The sequence below is a fragment of the Barnesiella sp. B2-R-119 genome (assembly GCF_023656675.1).
Classification (GTDB): Bacteria; Bacteroidota; Bacteroidia; order Bacteroidales; family Barnesiellaceae; genus Barnesiella; species Barnesiella intestinihominis.
Genome location: NZ_JAMOKL010000006.1, coordinates 92,970 through 111,994, shown reverse-complemented (window position 1 = coordinate 111,994; position 19,025 = coordinate 92,970). Strand labels below are relative to the sequence as shown.

The window sequence follows — 19,025 nt, the reverse complement described above, 5'->3', positions numbered from 1 at the left end:
TTATTTATGAAAAGAGTTTATACTTTTGGCAACGGCAAAGCAGAAGGCCGTGCCGACATGAAAAACCTGCTGGGCGGTAAAGGAGCCAACTTGGCGGAAATGAACTTAATTGGAGTTCCTGTTCCCCCCGGATTCACAATCACTACCGAAGTTTGTACCACATACACTCAGCAAGGGAAGGAAGCTGTTGTAAAAGAAATCAAAGGCGATGTAGAAAAGGCTATCGCTCATATCGAAAGCCTCACGGGCACGAAATTCGGAGATGCCTCGAATCCGCTATTGGTATCGGTTCGTTCGGGAGCTCGTGTTTCCATGCCCGGTATGATGGACACAGTATTGAACTTAGGTATGAACGACGACGCCGTAGAAGCCATTGCTAAAAAATCGGGAAATGCGCGGTTTGCATGGGATTCCTATCGCCGATTCGTACAGATGTACGGCGATGTCGTACTGGGTATGAAGCCTAAAACGAAAGAAGACATCGATCCATTCGAAGAAGTGATGGACAAAGTCAAAGAGGCCAAAGGTATAAAGAGTGATACCGAACTCCAAGTAGAAGACCTCAAAGAATTAGTAAAACTCTTTAAAGCCGCCGTTAAAGAAAATACGGGAAAAGATTTTCCTGCTTCTCCCTGGGAACAATTATGGGGAGCTATCTGTGCTGTATTCGATAGCTGGATGAACGAACGCGCCATTCTCTACCGTCGTATGAACCAGATTCCCGAAGAATGGGGTACTGCCGTAAACGTACAAGCTATGGTATTCGGCAATATGGGAAATACCTCGGCTACCGGTGTAGCATTCACCCGTGACGCTGCTACCGGCGAAGATATCTTTAACGGAGAGTACCTCATCAATGCACAAGGAGAAGACGTAGTTGCCGGTGTACGCACCCCCCAACAAATCACACTCGAAGGATCTCGCCGCTGGGCTGCATTGCAAGGTATATCGGAAGAAGAACGCGCAACCAAATATCCTTCTCTCGAAGAGGCTATGCCCGAATGTGCAAAAGCACTTATCGAAACTCAACAAAAACTCGAAGACTACTTCAAAGATATGCAAGACCTCGAATTCACCATTCAAGATGGCAAATTGTGGTTATTGCAAACTCGTAACGGAAAGCGCACCGGAGCCGCTATGGTAAAAATCGCCATGGATATGCTCCGCGCAGGAATCATCGACGAAAAAACTGCCTTGAAACGCATGGAGGCTCAAAAACTCGATGAACTATTGCACCCCGTATTCGACAAGGATGCCATCAAACGCGTTAAAGTCGTAGCCAAAGGACTTCCTGCCTCGCCGGGTGCAGCAACCGGACAAATCGTATTCTTCGCCGACGACGCAGAGGCGTGGGCCGAAAAACGGAAAAAAGTAATCATGGTACGTATCGAAACCTCTCCCGAAGATTTGCGAGGCATGAGCGTGGCGCAAGGCATCCTTACTGCTCGTGGCGGTATGACTTCCCACGCAGCCGTAGTTGCCCGTGGTATGGGTAAATGCTGTGTATCGGGAGCCGGTGAAATAAAAGTCGATTATAAAGCCCGTACGGTAGAAATGGGCGGAAAAGTCTACAAAGAAGGCGATTGGATCTCTTTGAATGGTTCCACCGGAGATGTTTACGACGGACAAGTTCCTACCGTAGACGCCGATATGAGCGGGGATTTCGCAGCCATTATGAATTTGGCTGAAAAATATACCCGAGTAGACGTACGCACCAACGCAGATACTCCGCGCGATGCAGCGGTAGCCCGCAAATTCGGAGCAAAAGGTATCGGATTATGCCGTACAGAACACATGTTCTTCGAAGGCGACCGTATCAAAGCCATGCGCGAAATGATTCTGTCGAAAGACGAAGAGGGACGTCGCCACGCACTCGACAAACTGTTGCCCATGCAACGCGGCGACTTCGAAGGAATATTCGAAGCTATGGACGGTCTGGGTGTAACCATTCGTCTGCTCGATCCTCCTCTACACGAATTCGTACCGCATCAATTGGCCACTCAAAAAGAATTGGCAGAAGAGATGGGAATGAGCATCGACGAAGTAAAATTAGCTTGCGATGCTTTGGAAGAATTTAACCCCATGTTAGGTCACCGCGGTTGCCGGTTAGGTTGTACCTATCCCGAAATAACCGAAATGCAGGCCCGAGCCATTATCGAAGCTGCTTTGAACGTAAAAGCAAAAGGTATCGACGTTCACCCCGAAATCATGGTTCCCCTCGTAGGTGTTGTAGAAGAATTGAGAATGCAAGCCGAAGTTATCCACCGTACCGCTGCACAAGTATTCGAAGAACGCGGCGACACGGTTGCCTACAAAGTAGGTACGATGATCGAGGTTCCCCGTGCAGCCGTTACGGCCGATCAAATTGCCGAAGTTGCCGACTTCTTCTCATTCGGCACGAACGATTTGACTCAAATGACATTCGGCTATTCTCGCGATGATGCCGGTAAATTCTTAAAGATTTACAAAGAAAAAGGCATCCTCAAAACCGATCCGTTCGAAGTTCTCGACCAAAAAGGTGTAGGGCAACTCGTACGCATGGGCGTGGAAAAAGGCCGTTCCACCAAACCGTCGCTCAAAGTCGGTATTTGCGGTGAGCATGGTGGTGAACCTTCATCTGTGAAATTCTGTGCCAAACTCGGTATGAACTACGTATCTTGCAGTCCTTACCGTGTACCTATCGCACGTGTGGCTGCGGCGCAGGCTGCTATCGAAGATTAAAAAGTCCTTTGATAACTCTATAAAAAAGGCTAACATTATCTGTTAGCCTTTTTTATATCCCTTCAATATCGACCCTTTCATACGATATGTAATCAAAAATTCATACCAAGAGAAGTCCGGTTCTCCTGTTTTTAAGTACCTTTGTTTCATCAAGTAAAACGGATTGAAATACAAACACGATGAAAAAAACACTACTCTTTATTAGCCTTTTAATCCTTTCCGTCTTATTAACACAAGCCACTCGGCCCAAATATGTATTCTATATCATCGGCGATGGAATGGGCATAAATCAAGTTAACGGTACTGAAATGTTTTACGGGGAACTGACCAGTAAGACAGGACCCTTACCGCTATTGTTTTCGAAATTCCCTTATACGACTTTTGTAAGCACATACTCTGCCAATCGAGGAGTAACAGACTCGGCAGCAGCTGGTACGGCATTGGCCTGCGGTGAAAAGACCAACAACAATACGATCGGTGTGGATGCAGACAGTCTACCTATATATAGTATAGCGGTGGCAGCACAAAAGAAAAACATACCTGTTGGAATTATTACCAGCGGAGAAATAGACGATGCCACTCCCGCCGCTTTTTTCGCTCACCAAATAAACCGTAATAACCGTTACGAAATAGGAGTCGATATGCTCGCCGCCGGATTTGATTTCTATGCAGGAGATAAATTTACACAACCGTCGCCAGAAGGAAAAAAATCTCTATACGATATGATTCCGAAAGCCAACTATACATTGGCTCTCGGCATACAAGAATACAATCGCCAATCACAGGTAGCCTCCAAAATGATTTTATTTCCCCAAAAAGACTTCCCTTACGCCATAGACCGTGAACCGGGAGATATTTGTTTAGCCGATCTCACCCGATGTGCAATAGACTTTCTGCAACAAAAAGGAAATGGTTTCTTTTTAATGATAGAGGGCTCCAAAATAGATTGGGCAGGACACTCCCGTGACGGAGCTACCAATTTCAGAGAAATAAAAGATTTGGAAGAATCGGTAAAATTGGCTTATGATTTTTATAGAAAGTATCCCGATGAAACCCTCATTATCGTTACAGCCGACCACGAAACCGGAGGCGTAGTATTAGGCAACGGAAATTACTCACTCAACCTACAAGCACTCCAATATCAAACAATGAGTGGAATAGCATTTACAAAAGAAATAGAAAATCTGCGTAAACAAAACACCGAAATTTCATGGGAAACTATACAAAAAGCCCTATCCCATGCCTTTGGCTTTTGGAGCAAACTCGACTTATCCCCCAAACAAGAAGCACATCTTAAAAAAATTTACGAAGAAACTATACACAACCAACAAGGGGACTTGATAAAATCTCTATATGAAAACAATGAACCGATAGCCGAAGCCGCCAAAACGATTCTCAACGAAATAGCCGAAATCACATGGTCTTGCAGTTCTCACACAGCGGGTTATGTCCCGCTCTATGCGATTGGGTTAGGAGCAGAAAACTTTCAAGGGAAACTCGACAATACCGATGTGCCCTTACTAATAGCCCGAATTGCCGGCTACGAATAATACAAAGACTAAGAAAAGAAAGCCTATCTATATATAAGATTTTTTAGAAAAAACATTGTAAAATAAAATAAAGGAAATAACTTTGTCCCTTGTAATCGGTTTGCTTTTATCGCGTTCGATAAAGCAATGAAAAGGGAATCGGGTGCAAATCCCGAACAGACCCGCTGCTGTGTAGTTCGATAGATTTTAGACAAACAACTACAATGCCACTAATCCAATGTGATTGGGAAGGCGTCTAAAATAGAACAAGTCAGAAGACCTGCCGGTTACATAATAAAATTTATCTCTTCGCGGATTAGGAGATAAAACGAATACTTTTCCGATAGAAATTTTTTGCGAAAGCAAAAAAATACACCATGTTATAGAAACACGCTTTTCTATAACATAGTTTATATATGTAAAATGATGCAGTTATGAGAAGAATGATTCCTTACAGTGTGGATATAACTGGGAATTTTGTTTATTCACCGCAATTAATCGAAGCACGCAAACAAGTTCAAGAAGGATTTCTAAATGCAGCACAATTACTGGAAATCGAAAATAAAGAAATCCAACACATTGTCGACACATGCAAACAGATAGGTTTAAAATGCGTTACCGATGGAGATTATAGATCAAACGGATACACGGATTTTTTTCATCATCTTCAAAACATTTCCAGGCACGAAACAGAACCAAACGATACGTCAGAAGAAAATGATAAATCTGTTATATGCGGGAAAATAGACTTCGACAATCATTTTTTATCGACGCCACCTGTCACAGAGCACTTTACCTATTTGACCGGAATTATCGGAGGCGACATGTATGCAAAAGCTCTACTACCGTCCCCAATGACTTTATTAGCCGAATTAATCCGTCCTGAGAACCGTCTTAATACAGGAAGATATTATCCCGACATCGAAGTGCTCTCCCATGATATTGCACAGACCTACCAAAAAGTAATTAGAGAATTTTACAATATGGGATGCCGATTCCTACAATTCAGCGACTATACTTGGAACTTAACGGGAGGCTGCGATATTCAACAAATATCCGAAGCAAATAATACCGACCTCGCATCTCTGTCTACCGTACTTGCTCGTTTGACCGAACTCTGCTTAAACGACAAGCCCGACGATATGTGCATATCCTTACAATTCGACGAGAAATGGTGGAATACCCGAGATCGAGAAAAAATAGCAGAAATACTACTCTCTACGCAAGCGAATGCCATAGCTTTCGACTTCGGTAATAGGGAAAATGAAAATATAGACTTTTCCATCTTGAAACATTGTCAAAGCAAAGACGTTATATTAGGGCTTGTATCGACTTCAAGCAGCCAACCGATATCTACCAGCACTATCACTCATCATATCGAAAACGCTGCACGCCTTCTACCATTGGAGTCTCTTCATCTCAGTTGTCAAGGCAATTTCAGGAATTTATCGGGAAACAGCTCGATTTCAGAACAAGAAATGTGGAACAAAATAGCGACAATGAAAAATATTGCAAAAACCGTTTGGGGAGAATAGAACGGGCTTCCCGGTTTTTCTACCTTTATATATGCAAAAAGTCTACCCCCCCACGAATTTGCGATTGAATCGAAAATAGAGTATGGTTCGACATGAAAAACAAATATATTTGTTTTATCCTGCTCTTATCTTTCACTATCTTTGTACAGTATGCGAAAATAGGATGCGGTTCTGCATAGTCAAGTCGGAAATGCAATTTCCGCTTGCCTTTGCACTCACCTTTCACTATCTTTGCACGTCGAAAAATCAGTCAATACAACAAAGGTGAACAGTATACACGAAGAACTTAAAGCCGTATCGCAGTTCCTTTCGGAATATGCTACATGTCTCATGGCTTCGGGAGTACATACGTCGAGAATTGTACGCAATACAGCCCGTATAGCCGAATCGTTCGGTTTTGAAGCACACATGACCTTATTTCACAAAACAATCATAATGACTTTGCGGAATAAGGAAAATACCCATGTATACAGTATGGTAAACACAGCAAAAGCCGGCGCTATAAACTTCGAAATCAATTCCGATTTGAGCGCTCTCAGTTGGGAAGCCTACGATAACCATCTCCCTCTCGACCAGCTATGGGAAAAATATCATGCCATTACAAGCAAACCTCGATTAAATGCATGGCTGGTATGGGTATTAGTGGGATTCGCTAATGCATCTTTCTGCCGGTTATTCAGTGGAGACTGGATCGCCGTTGCAGCGGTTTTTGTTGCGACTCTTGTCGGATTTCGCATCAAACAAGTATTAGGGAAACATCATATCAATCACTACTTTATATTTACAATATCGGCGTTTGTCGCTTCTTTAATAGCCTCGGTAACTATGTGGCAGCAATGGGGAAACACACCGGATATAGCTATCGGTGCTAGTGTACTCTATTTGATTCCCGGTGTTCCATTAATCAATGGGATTATCGACATTATCGAAGGTCATGTATTGGCAGGAACAGCACGACTCATCAATGCGTTTTTACTAATTATTTGTATTGCATTTGGAATGGCTATCACATTATTGATGATGGGAGGAAAACTATTATGACAGAATGGCAATTCATAGGTTCCGTAGCTGCCGATGCCATCGGTGCAGCCATAGCGGCAATCGGTTTTTCGGTTATATCCAATCCTCCTCGTCGAGTTATTCCGTGTACAGCCATACTCGCTGCTATCGGCCACAGCATACGATTCGTACTACTGCAATACGCCGGATTAGATTTAGCCTCGGCATCATTCATCGCAGCATTTTCTATCGGGCTTCTCAGCCATTTTTCTGCCTACAAGCTCTTCTGCCCGGCCACGGTACTCTACATACCGGCATTGTTACCGATGATACCGGGAATGTATGCCTATCGCACTGTATTTTCTCTTATCAAATTCCTTCAAAGCAGTAATAACGATAACGAAGCAATCCATTACCTTTTGGAGATTTTCAAAAACGGTATAACGACAGTCTCTGTTTTATTCGCATTAGCTGTCGGAGCAACTATACCTATATTCATTTTTTACAAACGAGCCTTCACGATGACGAGGGCCTCACGTCGAATCAAGAAATAAGCCGAAACATATTTTTTTTGTTATATTAATATCATACTTTATTAAAATAGTACTTTATTTATATAAGTACACGCCCGTATCTTTGTGGATAAATATTATTTATTAATTAAACCATGAAGACGGATATGAAAAAAACAATCCTCAGTACATTATGCTTCTTACTGGTTTCTTGCTTTATGTTTTTTACCGATGCAGGAACCAGAATTGTCGTATTAGGCTCATCGACAGCAGCCGGAGCAGGCGTCTCCGACTCCAATAGAGCTTGGGTAAATCAGTATCGCACCTACCTGCAATCGATAGACCCTACCAACACGGTTACCAATCTGGCCAAAGGTGGTTATACCACATGTGCAATCATGCCGACCGGAACCAATCCCTACAACACGGGAAACCATATTCTCGAAGTCGATACAGAAAGAAATATTACCAAAGCGCTCAGCCTGTCGCCGAACGCGATCATTATCAACATGCCCACCAACGATGTATCGAACGGTATTCCTGTCGCTACGCAAATGAAACATTTCGCCACTATCATAGATTTGGCGAAAGCTGCTGGTGTAAAAGTTTGGATTACCACTTCACAGCCCCATAATTTCGGGGAAAAGTATGATGGTCCATACAGCGAAGAACATCAACCCGACATTTGGAAGCAAGCAGCAAGAGATCAATTCAAAGAACTGACAGATAGTATATTGAATAAATATGGCGAATACGCACTCGACTTCTACACTCCCATAGCGACCGAAGACGGATATAGCTTTATACGCCCCGAATACGATTCAGGTGACGGTGTGCATTTGAATGATGCCGCTCATGACATTTTATTTAATATCGTCAAAAATGCCAATATCCCCGAAATAGCAGGGAGTACCCCGATAGAAATATCTACGACACCCATCTATATTAACTTCGGTCCTGCCGAAGCCGGACTCGATAGCTGGAATAATGTTAACAACCAAGCCAGCGGATATAGAGTCGACATGCTGAATGATTCCACTGGAAACGCAACGACCGTTTCGATAGAAATTACTACCGGTTTTACCCATGCGGCCACCAACGGCAGTAACTCCGCTATTTGGGACATGAACACAGCCATTTCGACAAGTAATTTCAGCTCCAATGGAGAAAATCCCGTTTTGACAATATCTGGCTTAAACCCGACTGCAACTTATTCTTTCCAAACTTTCGGTTCTCGGGCAGGCGATGGAAATAGAGAAACAACCTATACCTATGCGGGAGAAAATAGCGGAAGTGCGACCATCGATGCAGCTTCCAACACTTCGTCGGTCGCTACCGTAAAGGGCATAAAACCCACGGCACAAGGAGTCGTTGTATTGACTATCGGTAAAAGCAGTAACAACACTTTGGGATTTTCCTATATCAACGCCATGAGAATAATCGCTGAAAAAGGAGAACCTCAACCCGATATACCCGAAGGGGTTATCCGAGTAGACGTTGCCGGGACTCTATCCTCTCTGCTTCCTGCCACAACCGATACGATCACAACACTTATTTTACAAGGCGATTTAAATAGCTCGGACATAAAAACGATTCGAGAACTTCCTTCTTTGAAATATCTCGATATGCTGAATAGTAAAATCGTGTCGGGTGGCGAAGCTTATTTAAACGGAATGAAAACCGTCGAAAATGTTTTTCCCAAAGAAATGTTCCTAAGCAATACAGTCATCGAAACCGTTATCTTACCACAAGAAGCTGTTGAAGTAGCCTAGGTAATGCTCATACCCGAACCGGGAGCACCATCGTTAGAATTAACTTGCACACCAGCCAATTTTCCTTGTAGGGCTTGGCTGAAACTTGTCGGATTACCGATCATTAAATCCTCGCTTTTGATAGAAGCGACGGCTCCCGACAAATCCTTCTTACGCATCGTACCATAACCGATGACAACAACCTCATCGAGCGATTTTGAATCCTCGCTCAACTGCACGTCGATCTGTGTTTTATTGCCCACGGTTACGTCTTCCTTTGCATATCCGATAAATGAAAAACGTAACACCGATTTAGGACCTTTCACCACAATCGAATATTGTCCGTCTACATTGGTAATTGTTCCGTTACCTTTCGAATTCAACTCGGTAACATTAGCGCCGGGAATAGGTAAGCCCGAATCATCGGCTACTACTCCCTTCACCACTATGTCCGCCATAGCGGTCGTTGCCCAAAACACAGCCACTACAAACGACATAGCTCTGAGCATTTTACCCACCATTTGAGAACGTGGGAAAGAAAACAGGTTTCTTTTCATTTGTAATAAATTTAAAATTAACAATCTTATTTTGATATTATTTCTTCTCTTTCTTTGTGCGATATACAGCCTCGTTATATTGCCGTATAAACTTGCGGCTTTGGCGACCGGCCGGCTTAATGAGAGATTCGTCCCAACCACCGTTTTTGTCGGCTCTCGGTAACAACATCGAACAAGTCTCGTTTTTGTCCGAAATTGACCAATTCACCCAACTGATTTTATGAGCTTCCATCCACTCTACCCAGCGAGTCCACTCTTCAATGTCCAATGGACCGTCACCTGTACATTCCATACCGGCACATTCCGATACGAAAATAGGGATCCCCTGCTCCCAAGCAGCAGTAGCTCTATCTCTCAATTCCTGTTTATGGGTAGCCGCATAAAAATGGAGCGTATACATTATATTATTGAAACCCTGCAAAGGGTCGGCTGCAACCAAATGTAAATCTTGATCCCAATGCGGACTTCCTACCAATATTATATTATCGGGGTCATATTTCCTTATTTCGGTGATAATGTCGGTTGCATACTCTTTCACACTCTCCCAAGTATCTTCCATAGGTTCGTTATAAATCTCATAAATCACATGTGGATACTTTCCATACTTCTGAGCCATCATCGAGAAGAAAGCCTTTGCCTCTTCTTTCTGTGGATAATAAGTATGCCAATCTATGATTACATACACATTATTTTTAATCGCAGCCTTTACAACCGCATTTATACAATTAAGAGCATGTTCGGGGTTCTCTATATAATTATCTTCTATGCAAGTTCCCATCGCAGCGCGCAATACGGTGCATTTCCAATCCTCTTTCAGCCACTTTACCGATTTTTTATTATAAAATCGAGGCCACAAATTGTGCCAACCATAACTAACGCCACGCAATACGACAGGCTCTCCCTGCTCACTACAAAGTTGATTTCCACTTACTTGAAGCTGACCGTATAATTTTACCGGATCAGCAGCCATAGCAGACGATATAACACCGAATAATAAAGAAATAATGAATAGCTGTTTTTTAAGCATAACCATGATATTAAATTTACGTTACAAAATAATAGTAAAAAAATAGCGCAAAAAAGTACTTTATTATCCGATAATGATACTTTTTTACCTCAAATGTGATTTTTCAACAAAGGAGAAGCGAATCAAGAAATCTGCAATTGATCTAAGCACCTGTTTATCAACAAAAACTATAATAGACGACCGCCCCGATAAAATGTTTTATATAAAAAGCATTCAAGATTTATCTAAAATTTTTCGAACGGTATTCAAAAGCCATTTATTCATCATGATCATCTAAACTATCCCAAATAGAGTCCTGTTGTTCTATATATTCTTCATAGTAATAAGCAAACCCTTTTCTTTCTGGAATACCCAACGTATCGCACCATTCTTTATAATCGGCCTCCAATTGCTTATCCTCCGCCATCATCGACCGGAATATATCTTCCGATAGATCGAGGGTCCGATACTGTTTAATAATATCATCAAATGTTATGGTAATATCATTACTCATGGCTTTTTCTATTTATCAATTAATATATCTTCGTATTTACAAATATAACTATTCTTTCATAAAAAAGTTCTACAAAAAACAAAAATGTAAAATTAATCACTCCCCGGAATGCAGCCATTACAATATATAAACGCAAACCGATAAGAAAAATTATTCCCTTTACCAAGAAAAAAGTAGAACCTTCAATCAAAAAATTCAAAATTTCCCGAATATAGGAATCGTTACTTCATAAAAGAATGATTATCTTTGTTTCAGAAGCAAAAGAGCAGCGCACCGCACAATCAAATAAATTTGTTTCTGCCTTCTTTTGCGCTATCTTTGCATAAAATGCGAAAATACGAACATGATTTACAACGAACGGAACATTCGAAAAGAGATTGTGCTGGAAGCCGCTAAACAAATCATGATGGCGGCCCGCACAGCACCCAAAGGTAAAGGAGTGGATATTATCGAAATAATTACACTCTCGCACGATAGCCTTCCGACTCTATCGGAAAATATGCGCAGCGAAGGGAAAAAACGCGGCATGATGTTTTTTCTGCGCGATGCCGATAATATAGAACAAGCCGACGCAGTTATCCTCATCGGAACCCGCCGACACCCCTTAGGTTTGAATTGCGCATACTGTGGAGCGAAAACGTGTGGTGAAAATCCTGAAAGCAATCCTTGTGCGATTAACTCTATCGATGTGGGAATCGCTATCGGATCGGCTTGTTCGAAAGCAGCCGACCTCCGTATCGACACCCGGGTGATGTTCTCGGCAGGCACAACCGCACAATCTATGAATCTCCTGCCCGGCTGTAACCAAATCATCGCTTTGGCATTGAGCGTATCGTCCAAGAACCCTTTTTTCGACCGTAAATTTCAAGCTCCGAAACAATGACCCCTAACGTTTCCTTTCCGGCAGAATGGTATCCCCAATCGGGCATACAGCTCACTTGGCCTCACCCAAACACCGATTGGGCCTACATGCTCGACAAAGTTACCGACTGTTATAAAAAGTTGGCAAGCGAAATTTCCCAAAGGGAAAAGCTCATCATCGTCACCCCCTGCCCCGACGAAGTTAAAAAACAATTACAGGATACGATCGACATCAAATCCGTCCGATTCATAGAATGTCTCACCAACGATACATGGGCACGAGATCACGGCGGTATCACGGTATTCAAAGACGGAGTTCCCGTTATATACGACTTCAAATTCAACGGCTGGGGACTTAAATTCGCAGCCAATTACGACAACCTCATCACTTCGACTTTATATAACGAAAACGTTTTTAACGCCCTATACGAAAATAAGCTCAATTTCGTACTGGAAGGGGGAGCCCTCGAAAGTGACGGAGCCGGAACCTTGCTGACCACAAGCGAATGCCTGCTATCTCCCAACCGAAATGGAGAATGGACACGACCCGTTATCGAAGAATACCTCAAACGGACATTCGGGCTGCAACGCATACTATGGCTCGACCACGGCTATCTCGCCGGAGACGACACCGATAGCCACATCGACACACTGGCCCGATTTGCAGACGAAGATACAATCGTTTACGTACAATGCTCCGATTCGGAAGACGAGCACTACGAAGCATTGCGTAAAATGGAAGCACAGCTTCAAACCTTCACAACGATCGGCGGAAAACCGTATAATCTGCTTCCCCTACCCATGCCCGAAGCCGTTTACGATGAAAACGGAGAGCGTTTACCGGCAACTTATGCCAACTTTCTCATCTTGAACGACGCAATCCTGTACCCCACTTATCGACAACCTTTGAACGATAAGAAGGCATTTGAAATACTTCGACAAGCGTTCCCGAATCGGGAAGTCGTAGGAATAGACTGTTCACCGCTCATTCGACAACATGGTTCGTTACATTGCGTAACCATGCAATATCCTCGAAATGTATTACGATAAATATATCCTGTCATGACCGAAAAGAAAATCACTGTCGGAATTATCCAACAACAAAATACCGGCGACATCGCCGACAACAAAAAAAGACTGAAACATCATATCGAACAATGCGCTGCAAAAGGTGCACAGCTCGTAGTTCTGCAAGAACTACACAACAGCCTCTATTTCTGCCAAATAGAATCGACCAATAATTTCGATTTGGCAGAATCCATACCGGGAGAATCGACCGAATTTTACAGTCGTATCGCCGGTGAGCTGCACATCGTCTTGGTAACCTCTCTTTTCGAACGACGCGCAGCCGGATTATACCACAACACAGCAGTCGTGTTCGACACCGATGGTTCTATCGCCGGAAAGTATCGTAAAATGCACATACCGGACGACCCGGCCTATTACGAAAAATTCTACTTCACCCCCGGCGATTTGGGATTCACCCCCATAAAAACCTCCATCGGTACACTAGGGGTATTGGTATGTTGGGATCAATGGTATCCCGAAGCAGCCCGCCTCATGGCACTGCAAGGAGCCGACATGCTCATCTACCCTACGGCCATCGGCTGGGAAAGCTCCGACACCCCCCAAGAACAAAAGCGACAACAAGACGCGTGGATTATTTCCCAACGAGGACACGCCGTCGCCAACGGACTACCTGTTGTAGCTGTCAACCGTGTGGGACATGAACCCGATCCCTCTGGACAAACCAACGGCATACAATTCTGGGGACACAGCTTCGTCTGCGGTCCGCAAGGCGAAATACTGGCCGCCGCTCCCGACGACAGCGAATGGTGTGAAGTCGTGGAAATAGATTTAACCCGCTCCGAAAACGTTCGGCGCTGGTGGCCGTTCTTGCGAGACCGCCGTATCGACTCGTACAACGATATATTGCGAAGATTCATCGACTAACCGTATCTCGAAAAACAAAAGCACGGAATCTCTTCACCCGATTCCCCGATGTACCGAACTTCATACGAATCCGAACCTGCGTTATAAAATAATAAAAAAGGACATAAAATCTCCGCAAAACAGCTATTTTTGTAAATTATTAGCGTCAAGATATGGACACGAAAAAAAATATCACGGACAAACAACTGGCATTGGACAAGCGTTATACACGAATGGCGCAAATCTGGGCTGAAAACTCTTACTGCCAACGTCGTAAAGTCGGAGCTTTAATTGTAAAAGACAAGATGATAATTTCCGACGGATACAACGGTACACCTGCCGGATTCGAAAACTGCTGCGAAGACGAAAACGGCCACACATTGCCTTTCGTTTTGCATGCCGAGGCAAATGCCATCACCAAAGTCGCTCGCAGCAACAACAGCAGCGACGGAGCGACTCTATACGTGACGTCCTCGCCTTGTATCGAATGTTCCAAGTTGATTATACAAGCAGGTATCAGTCGTGTCGTATTTTCGGAATACTACCGGCTCCAAGACGGTATCGAACTTCTGCAAAAAGCCGGCATACAAGTGGATTTCATTGATCCGCAAGCCGATGAATCTATAAAGTAAAAAGCTAAACTATCCTATTAAATATGAATAACGAAAAAGCTCGTTTCGTCTGGGTTCCGTTACTAATAGCCGTGGCTATCGCCGGGGGAATTTTAATCGGACGATTTTTCTCTGCCGAAACCTCTTTCGGCAAAACGGCAAGGTATGACAAAATCGAAAGTTTGTTGCAATGCATCGAACAACAATACGTCGACACGGTAAACAGGAACGATCTCATAGAAAATGTCGTGCCCAAAGTCATAGGAGAGTTAGATCCCCACTCTGCCTACATTCCGGCAAAAGATTTGGAAAGCGTCAATGAAGAGTTAGAAGGCTCGTTTAGTGGAATCGGGATACAATTCAATATACTGAACGACACCATCAACGTTGTCAGCGTCATTTCCGGCGGCCCCTCCGAAAAAGTAGGAATACTGGCCGGAGACCGTATCATCTCGGTCAACGATTCTGCTTTCGTTGGTAAAAACATCAGCAACGAAAAAGTCATGAAAAATTTGCGGGGACCTAAGGGAACGACCGTGAAACTCGAAATCTTACGCAAAACAGCGAAAAATCCGCTCATTTATGAAGTAACGCGCGGAGATATTCCCGTCAACAGCGTTGATGCGGCTTATATGCTCGACGACAAATCGGGATATATAAAAATCAGCAAATTCGGCAAAACCACTTATGACGAATTTATTACAGCCCTCTCCAAACTACACAATCAAGGAGCCGAAAACTTCATTATCGACTTGCGTGGCAATAGCGGAGGATTGATGGATGCCGCAATCAATATGGCGAATGAATTCCTTCCTGCCAACCGGTTAATAGTTTATGCCGAAGGAAAAGCATTCGAACGGGAAGACGCCGTTTCGAACGGCACGGGAACATTCCAAAAAGAACAAGTCGTAGTTCTCACGGACGAATGGTCTGCGTCGGCCAGTGAAATATTCGCAGGAGCCATACAAGACAACGACAGAGGTTTGATAATCGGACGCCGAACATTCGGCAAGGGACTGGTACAACAACAAATCCCCTTCCGTGACGGATCGGCCATTCGACTGACGGTAGCTCGTTACTATACACCGTCCGGCCGTTGTATCCAAAAAGAATATCAATTAGGGAAATCCGAAGATTATAGCATGGATATCGTAAACAGATACATGCACGGCGAATTTTTCAATGCCGACAGTATCAAACAGAACAAAGAGTTGGTGTTCCACACGGTCAACGGGCGTGAAGTATACGGCGGAGGCGGAATTATGCCCGACATATTCGTTCCACGAGACACGACAGGAGTCACCTCCTACTTCAACAACGTAGCCAACGAAGGTCTGCTCTATCAATACGCATTCGACTACACGGATAAATACCGCGACAAATTGTCAACAGCAAAAGATGTCGAATCCCTATTGAGTATACTTGAACCCAACACTCTCTTAAACAGTTTCGTTCAATACGCAGCCCAAAAAGGAATACGCCCCCGTCCCGTTTACATCAATATTTCAAGGAAATTGATCGTAAATACGTTACAGGCATACATAGCCCGGAACATATTGGGAGAAGAAGCATTTTACAAACTGCTGCTACGAGATGACGAAACCTTGCGAAAGGCTCGGGATATAGTGAATAAAGGCGAAGGATATCCCGAATTGCCGACAGAAAATCAAGTTCCTCAATGAGCGAAAAACGACAACTGCGGCAACAGGTCAAACAGTTGAAACAGGCTATCTCCTCGGAACAGCGAGTAGCTTTATCACAAAATATATGCTCGGCAATAGAAAAGCTACCCGGTTTCGAAACAGTCTCGCGCATACTGCTTTATCACGCCTTGCCTGACGAGGTCGATACCGGTTTAATGTTATCCAGATGGAGCAAAAAAAAGCAACTGTACCTACCCATAGTGAACGGCGACAATCTCATCGTCAGCCCCTACGATCCTCGGTTCCTTAAACAAGGGGCTTTCGGTATTTGGGAGCCGGGTGACACCCGTGAAACCGATCCCGGTTCGATAGACTGGATAATCGTACCCGGAGTAGCGTTCGACAAAAAGCTGAATCGATTGGGACGAGGAAAAGGATATTACGACAAACTGCTCGTCCAGACCTCCGCCACAAAAATTGGAATCTGCTATGGACTGCAACTGTTCGACGAAATACCGGCAGAGCCCCACGACATAAAAATGGACTTTATAATTACCGAAAACAATATCATTCATAGAAAGGACGAATTATGGCACTAATAAACGCCGAGACAAAGCTTTGCGACGTTATCTTGCACGAACCCTCCGTCATACCGGTTATCAATCGATTCGGTATTATTCTGGGGGTCGGCGACAAAAGCATACGTACCGTATGCGAAGAAAAAAATCTAGACTGCGAGTTTTTCGTGACCATACTCAACACCTTTATCAACGAAGACTATTTCCCGGAAAACAGGCTCAAATCATTTTGCGCTACACAAATAGTAGACTACCTCACCCAAACGAATGCCTACTATGAACAATTCCAGATACCCAATATAGAACGACATTTCAATTTCTTGATAAACCAAAGCGACAGCGAGAACAACAATCTCGAACTTATGAAGCAATTCTTCGACGAACTGAAAAAAGAATTGTTGTCGCGCATAGAAAATGACAAGAATTGCTGGTTTCCCTCTATCAAAGTCGCTGCCGAAACCCTGCACGGGGAATATTACGGAGAAAAATTTCAACCCGATACAGAAGAAAACGATTCTTTGGAAGAAAAATTAGACGATCTTAAAAGCCTGTTTGTTATTCATCTAAAAGGCGAATACGATCTCAATCTTTGCCACGGTGTCATATTCGCAATATACAGCCTCGAAAAAGATATCAAACAACACAACCGGATAAGAAACAGAATACTCCGTCCCATTGCCGACGGTATGTTGGAAGCCTGCCGAAACCAAAGTTTCAAGTAATCTAAGTCCATGCGTATCGCCATCGTTACACCATACACGTTACTTAACTTAGGATTGAAGCATTTACTACAAAAATACTTCGACACCACTCCTATATTATACAACGAGATTTCCGAGTTTTTCAATAACGCACCCGAACAATTCGATGCCTATATTCTTTTCGCCGATACAATCATCGGATACAGCGATTTTTTCCTCCCTCGCAAAAGCAAAATCATACTCCTCGCCTCCGATGGGTCTCATCTGCCCGAAACGTCAATGACTTCGTTAGACATACACGAAAGCGAAGAATCTCTGCTCGAAAAAATACAACAGTTCATCGAGCATTTAGACAAACAATCCGAAATCCTGCCTCACGAATTATCGCCTCGGGAAACCGAAGTATTGAGGCTGGTAGCCAAAGGGCTCATGAATAAAGAAATAGCCGATCGCCTGAATATAAGTATAAACACAGTACTCAGCCATCGAAAAAATCTAACGGCCAAATTAGGTATCAAGACCGTATCGGGGCTTAGCTTCTATGCAATGATGAACGGTTATATATCGGACATCGACGATAAATAACACCATACAATTTTTTGAATATAATTATTTTTATCGTTTTTCGATAAAAATATACTGTTTTTCTTGTTCATTCGGAAAATATTCTATTTCTTTGTCCTGACAATATAGAATATGACGTATATGTTTTACGACAAACGAACACAGAGAAAAATACAATTATTGAATTTGCTAATCGCATTACTCATTCTCATTCCCATACTTCTCGATTTCTCCAAAGGATTTATGATGGGACTCAACTCCTCTGTCATCGGATTCCAAAATGGGCTGGAAGAATCGACTTTTCAGATTTGCACGGTCAAACCGGACTCATTGCAATTAAACCACATAGGAACGATCCCAAGTCTCAATCTCTCGTCCGACAATATTCTCTACCTTCCGGCATCGACGACACCCGTAGCATTGAGTATAAGCTCCGTAATACTGACAGGACTTTCTTTCATCGCCCTTATTTGTATGATTATTAAATTAGTGCAACTGATAAAATCGGTTGCCTCAGATGGACTTATGAACCGTAGAAACATCAAACGATTGAGATTACTCTCCTATTTCATGATTACATTCTACCTCGTTAGCTATATAGATTCCTTTATCACCACGAGCTATTATCGTTCGCACCTCTCGTTGGGAGACAATCAAATTTGCTATCCCGAATTGAGCGCTTCGGTCACTATTGCATTTATTTTGCTGTTACTGGCCGAAATTTTGAATATAGCCTATAAACAACGCGAAGAATTAGACCTCACTATATAAATAACGACCATGCCTATTATTGTCAATCTCGATGTAATGATGGCGAAACGAAAAATTTCGCTTAATGAACTTTCGGGCAAAATAGATATCACTCCGGCCAATCTCTCTATCTTAAAGACAGGGAAAGCCAAAGCTATACGTTTCTCCACTCTCGAAGCTATTTGCAAAGAACTGAATTGCCAACCGGGAGATATCCTAGAATACCAAGACGAAGAAAATACAATATAACTCACTTTAAAT

At 43.2% G+C, this 19,025-nt stretch carries 18 protein-coding genes, 1 pseudogene and 1 riboswitch; of the genes and pseudogenes, 16 read left to right on the top strand and 3 right to left on the bottom strand.

The annotated features are described in order from the left end of the window. Positions 1 to 6: 6 nt before the first annotated feature. The 6 genes from ppdK to NBH06_RS11500 all read left to right on the top strand — a co-directional run bounded on the left by ppdK (position 7) and on the right by NBH06_RS11500 (position 9,068). Positions 7 to 2,721: a pyruvate, phosphate dikinase gene (gene ppdK / locus NBH06_RS11525; RefSeq protein WP_155012402.1), complete on the top strand. Its 2,715-nt coding sequence runs from the start codon at positions 7 to 9 to the stop codon at positions 2,719 to 2,721. Positions 2,722 to 2,900: 179 nt separating this feature from the next. Further along, positions 2,901 to 4,271 carry an alkaline phosphatase gene (locus NBH06_RS11520; protein WP_250794460.1) on the top strand — a complete coding sequence of 457 codons (1,371 nt, stop codon included), beginning with the start codon at positions 2,901 to 2,903 and terminating at the stop codon, positions 4,269 to 4,271. Between the two features lie 79 nt (positions 4,272 to 4,350). Beyond that, positions 4,351 to 4,552: riboswitch (cobalamin riboswitch) on the top strand. A gap of 132 nt (positions 4,553 to 4,684) precedes the next feature. After that, positions 4,685 to 5,785: a uroporphyrinogen decarboxylase/cobalamine-independent methonine synthase family protein gene (locus NBH06_RS11515; RefSeq protein WP_250794458.1), complete on the top strand. Its 1,101-nt coding sequence runs from the start codon at positions 4,685 to 4,687 to the stop codon at positions 5,783 to 5,785. A gap of 264 nt (positions 5,786 to 6,049) precedes the next feature. Further along, complete coding sequence (locus NBH06_RS11510; RefSeq protein WP_046412155.1) at positions 6,050 to 6,826, top strand: threonine/serine exporter family protein; 777 nt, start codon at positions 6,050 to 6,052, stop codon at positions 6,824 to 6,826. Next, a complete protein-coding gene (locus NBH06_RS11505) occupies positions 6,823 to 7,338 on the top strand; it encodes a threonine/serine exporter family protein (protein WP_250794456.1) in 516 nt (171 codons plus the stop codon). Before NBH06_RS11510 ends, NBH06_RS11505 begins: the two co-directional genes overlap by 4 nt. A 125-nt stretch (positions 7,339 to 7,463) precedes the next feature. Further along, on the top strand, positions 7,464 to 9,068 hold the full coding sequence (locus tag NBH06_RS11500; protein ID WP_250794454.1) for an SGNH/GDSL hydrolase family protein: 1,605 nt from the start codon (positions 7,464 to 7,466) through the stop codon (positions 9,066 to 9,068). Between the two features lie 2 nt (positions 9,069 to 9,070). Here the strand turns inward: NBH06_RS11500 and NBH06_RS11495 are convergent. From NBH06_RS11495 to NBH06_RS11485, 3 genes and pseudogenes are all read right to left on the bottom strand, one after another. Then, positions 9,071 to 9,604, bottom strand: a pseudogene (locus NBH06_RS11495) (carboxypeptidase-like regulatory domain-containing protein); the annotation flags it as partial. 37 nt (positions 9,605 to 9,641) lie between these two features. Next, positions 9,642 to 10,574 (bottom strand): glycoside hydrolase family 5 protein, encoded by a 933-nt coding sequence (locus tag NBH06_RS11490; protein ID WP_407934815.1) that lies wholly within the window; start codon positions 10,572 to 10,574, stop codon positions 9,642 to 9,644. Between the two features lie 313 nt (positions 10,575 to 10,887). Further along, positions 10,888 to 11,124, bottom strand: coding sequence for a hypothetical protein (locus tag NBH06_RS11485; RefSeq protein ID WP_008862226.1), 237 nt, complete (start codon positions 11,122 to 11,124; stop codon positions 10,888 to 10,890). A 343-nt stretch (positions 11,125 to 11,467) separates the two neighbouring features. Here NBH06_RS11485 and NBH06_RS11480 point away from each other — a divergent pair, with 343 nt between their 5' ends. The 10 genes from NBH06_RS11480 to NBH06_RS11435 all read left to right on the top strand — a co-directional run bounded on the left by NBH06_RS11480 (position 11,468) and on the right by NBH06_RS11435 (position 19,013). Continuing rightward, the gene (locus tag NBH06_RS11480) at positions 11,468 to 12,007 is read left to right on the top strand and encodes a ferredoxin domain-containing protein (protein ID WP_008862227.1); all 540 of its coding nucleotides are present in this window, start codon (positions 11,468 to 11,470) and stop codon (positions 12,005 to 12,007) included. Continuing rightward, positions 12,004 to 13,035, top strand: a complete 1,032-nt coding sequence (locus tag NBH06_RS11475) for an agmatine deiminase family protein (RefSeq protein WP_250794450.1) — start codon at positions 12,004 to 12,006, stop codon at positions 13,033 to 13,035. The genes NBH06_RS11480 and NBH06_RS11475 overlap by 4 nt, the downstream gene beginning before the upstream one ends. A gap of 12 nt (positions 13,036 to 13,047) precedes the next feature. Beyond that, positions 13,048 to 13,938 carry a carbon-nitrogen hydrolase gene (locus NBH06_RS11470; protein WP_250794448.1) on the top strand — a complete coding sequence of 297 codons (891 nt, stop codon included), beginning with the start codon at positions 13,048 to 13,050 and terminating at the stop codon, positions 13,936 to 13,938. A 152-nt stretch (positions 13,939 to 14,090) separates the two neighbouring features. Next, a complete protein-coding gene (locus NBH06_RS11465; protein ID WP_046416133.1) occupies positions 14,091 to 14,549 on the top strand; it encodes a deoxycytidylate deaminase in 459 nt (152 codons plus the stop codon). Between the two features lie 23 nt (positions 14,550 to 14,572). After that, complete coding sequence (locus NBH06_RS11460) at positions 14,573 to 16,210, top strand: S41 family peptidase (protein WP_250794446.1); 1,638 nt, start codon at positions 14,573 to 14,575, stop codon at positions 16,208 to 16,210. Then, positions 16,207 to 16,770 carry a 5-formyltetrahydrofolate cyclo-ligase gene (locus NBH06_RS11455; protein WP_250794444.1) on the top strand — a complete coding sequence of 188 codons (564 nt, stop codon included), beginning with the start codon at positions 16,207 to 16,209 and terminating at the stop codon, positions 16,768 to 16,770. The genes NBH06_RS11460 and NBH06_RS11455 overlap by 4 nt, the downstream gene beginning before the upstream one ends. Continuing rightward, a complete protein-coding gene (locus NBH06_RS11450) occupies positions 16,761 to 17,471 on the top strand; it encodes a hypothetical protein (RefSeq protein WP_046413843.1) in 711 nt (236 codons plus the stop codon). Before NBH06_RS11455 ends, NBH06_RS11450 begins: the two co-directional genes overlap by 10 nt. 9 nt (positions 17,472 to 17,480) lie before the next feature. Then, on the top strand, positions 17,481 to 18,035 hold the full coding sequence (locus tag NBH06_RS11445) for a LuxR C-terminal-related transcriptional regulator (RefSeq protein ID WP_046411510.1): 555 nt from the start codon (positions 17,481 to 17,483) through the stop codon (positions 18,033 to 18,035). 111 nt (positions 18,036 to 18,146) lie between these two features. After that, a complete protein-coding gene (locus tag NBH06_RS11440; RefSeq protein ID WP_040296053.1) occupies positions 18,147 to 18,785 on the top strand; it encodes a DUF2975 domain-containing protein in 639 nt (212 codons plus the stop codon). A 9-nt stretch (positions 18,786 to 18,794) separates the two neighbouring features. Continuing rightward, positions 18,795 to 19,013: a helix-turn-helix domain-containing protein gene (locus NBH06_RS11435; RefSeq protein WP_008862236.1), complete on the top strand. Its 219-nt coding sequence runs from the start codon at positions 18,795 to 18,797 to the stop codon at positions 19,011 to 19,013. Positions 19,014 to 19,025: the final 12 nt, after the last annotated feature.

What these genes read in the sequence shown, in the direction of transcription:
- ppdK (WP_155012402.1), top strand. Translation starts at nt 7, where the DNA reads ATGAAAAGAGTTTATACTTTTGGCAACGGCAAAGCAGAAGGCCGTGCC.
- NBH06_RS11520 (WP_250794460.1), top strand. Translation starts at nt 2,901, where the DNA reads ATGAAAAAAACACTACTCTTTATTAGCCTTTTAATCCTTTCCGTCTTA.
- NBH06_RS11515 (WP_250794458.1), top strand. Translation starts at nt 4,685, where the DNA reads ATGAGAAGAATGATTCCTTACAGTGTGGATATAACTGGGAATTTTGTT.
- NBH06_RS11505 (WP_250794456.1), top strand. Translation starts at nt 6,823, where the DNA reads ATGACAGAATGGCAATTCATAGGTTCCGTAGCTGCCGATGCCATCGGT.
- NBH06_RS11500 (WP_250794454.1), top strand. Translation starts at nt 7,464, where the DNA reads ATGAAAAAAACAATCCTCAGTACATTATGCTTCTTACTGGTTTCTTGC.
- NBH06_RS11490 (WP_407934815.1), bottom strand. Translation starts at nt 10,574, where the DNA reads ATGGCTGCTGATCCGGTAAAATTATACGGTCAGCTTCAAGTAAGTGGA.
- NBH06_RS11485 (WP_008862226.1), bottom strand. Translation starts at nt 11,124, where the DNA reads ATGAGTAATGATATTACCATAACATTTGATGATATTATTAAACAGTAT.
- NBH06_RS11480 (WP_008862227.1), top strand. Translation starts at nt 11,468, where the DNA reads ATGATTTACAACGAACGGAACATTCGAAAAGAGATTGTGCTGGAAGCC.
- NBH06_RS11475 (WP_250794450.1), top strand. Translation starts at nt 12,004, where the DNA reads ATGACCCCTAACGTTTCCTTTCCGGCAGAATGGTATCCCCAATCGGGC.
- NBH06_RS11470 (WP_250794448.1), top strand. Translation starts at nt 13,048, where the DNA reads ATGACCGAAAAGAAAATCACTGTCGGAATTATCCAACAACAAAATACC.
- NBH06_RS11465 (WP_046416133.1), top strand. Translation starts at nt 14,091, where the DNA reads ATGGACACGAAAAAAAATATCACGGACAAACAACTGGCATTGGACAAG.
- NBH06_RS11460 (WP_250794446.1), top strand. Translation starts at nt 14,573, where the DNA reads ATGAATAACGAAAAAGCTCGTTTCGTCTGGGTTCCGTTACTAATAGCC.
- NBH06_RS11455 (WP_250794444.1), top strand. Translation starts at nt 16,207, where the DNA reads ATGAGCGAAAAACGACAACTGCGGCAACAGGTCAAACAGTTGAAACAG.
- NBH06_RS11450 (WP_046413843.1), top strand. Translation starts at nt 16,761, where the DNA reads ATGGCACTAATAAACGCCGAGACAAAGCTTTGCGACGTTATCTTGCAC.
- NBH06_RS11445 (WP_046411510.1), top strand. Translation starts at nt 17,481, where the DNA reads ATGCGTATCGCCATCGTTACACCATACACGTTACTTAACTTAGGATTG.
- NBH06_RS11440 (WP_040296053.1), top strand. Translation starts at nt 18,147, where the DNA reads ATGACGTATATGTTTTACGACAAACGAACACAGAGAAAAATACAATTA.
- NBH06_RS11435 (WP_008862236.1), top strand. Translation starts at nt 18,795, where the DNA reads ATGCCTATTATTGTCAATCTCGATGTAATGATGGCGAAACGAAAAATT.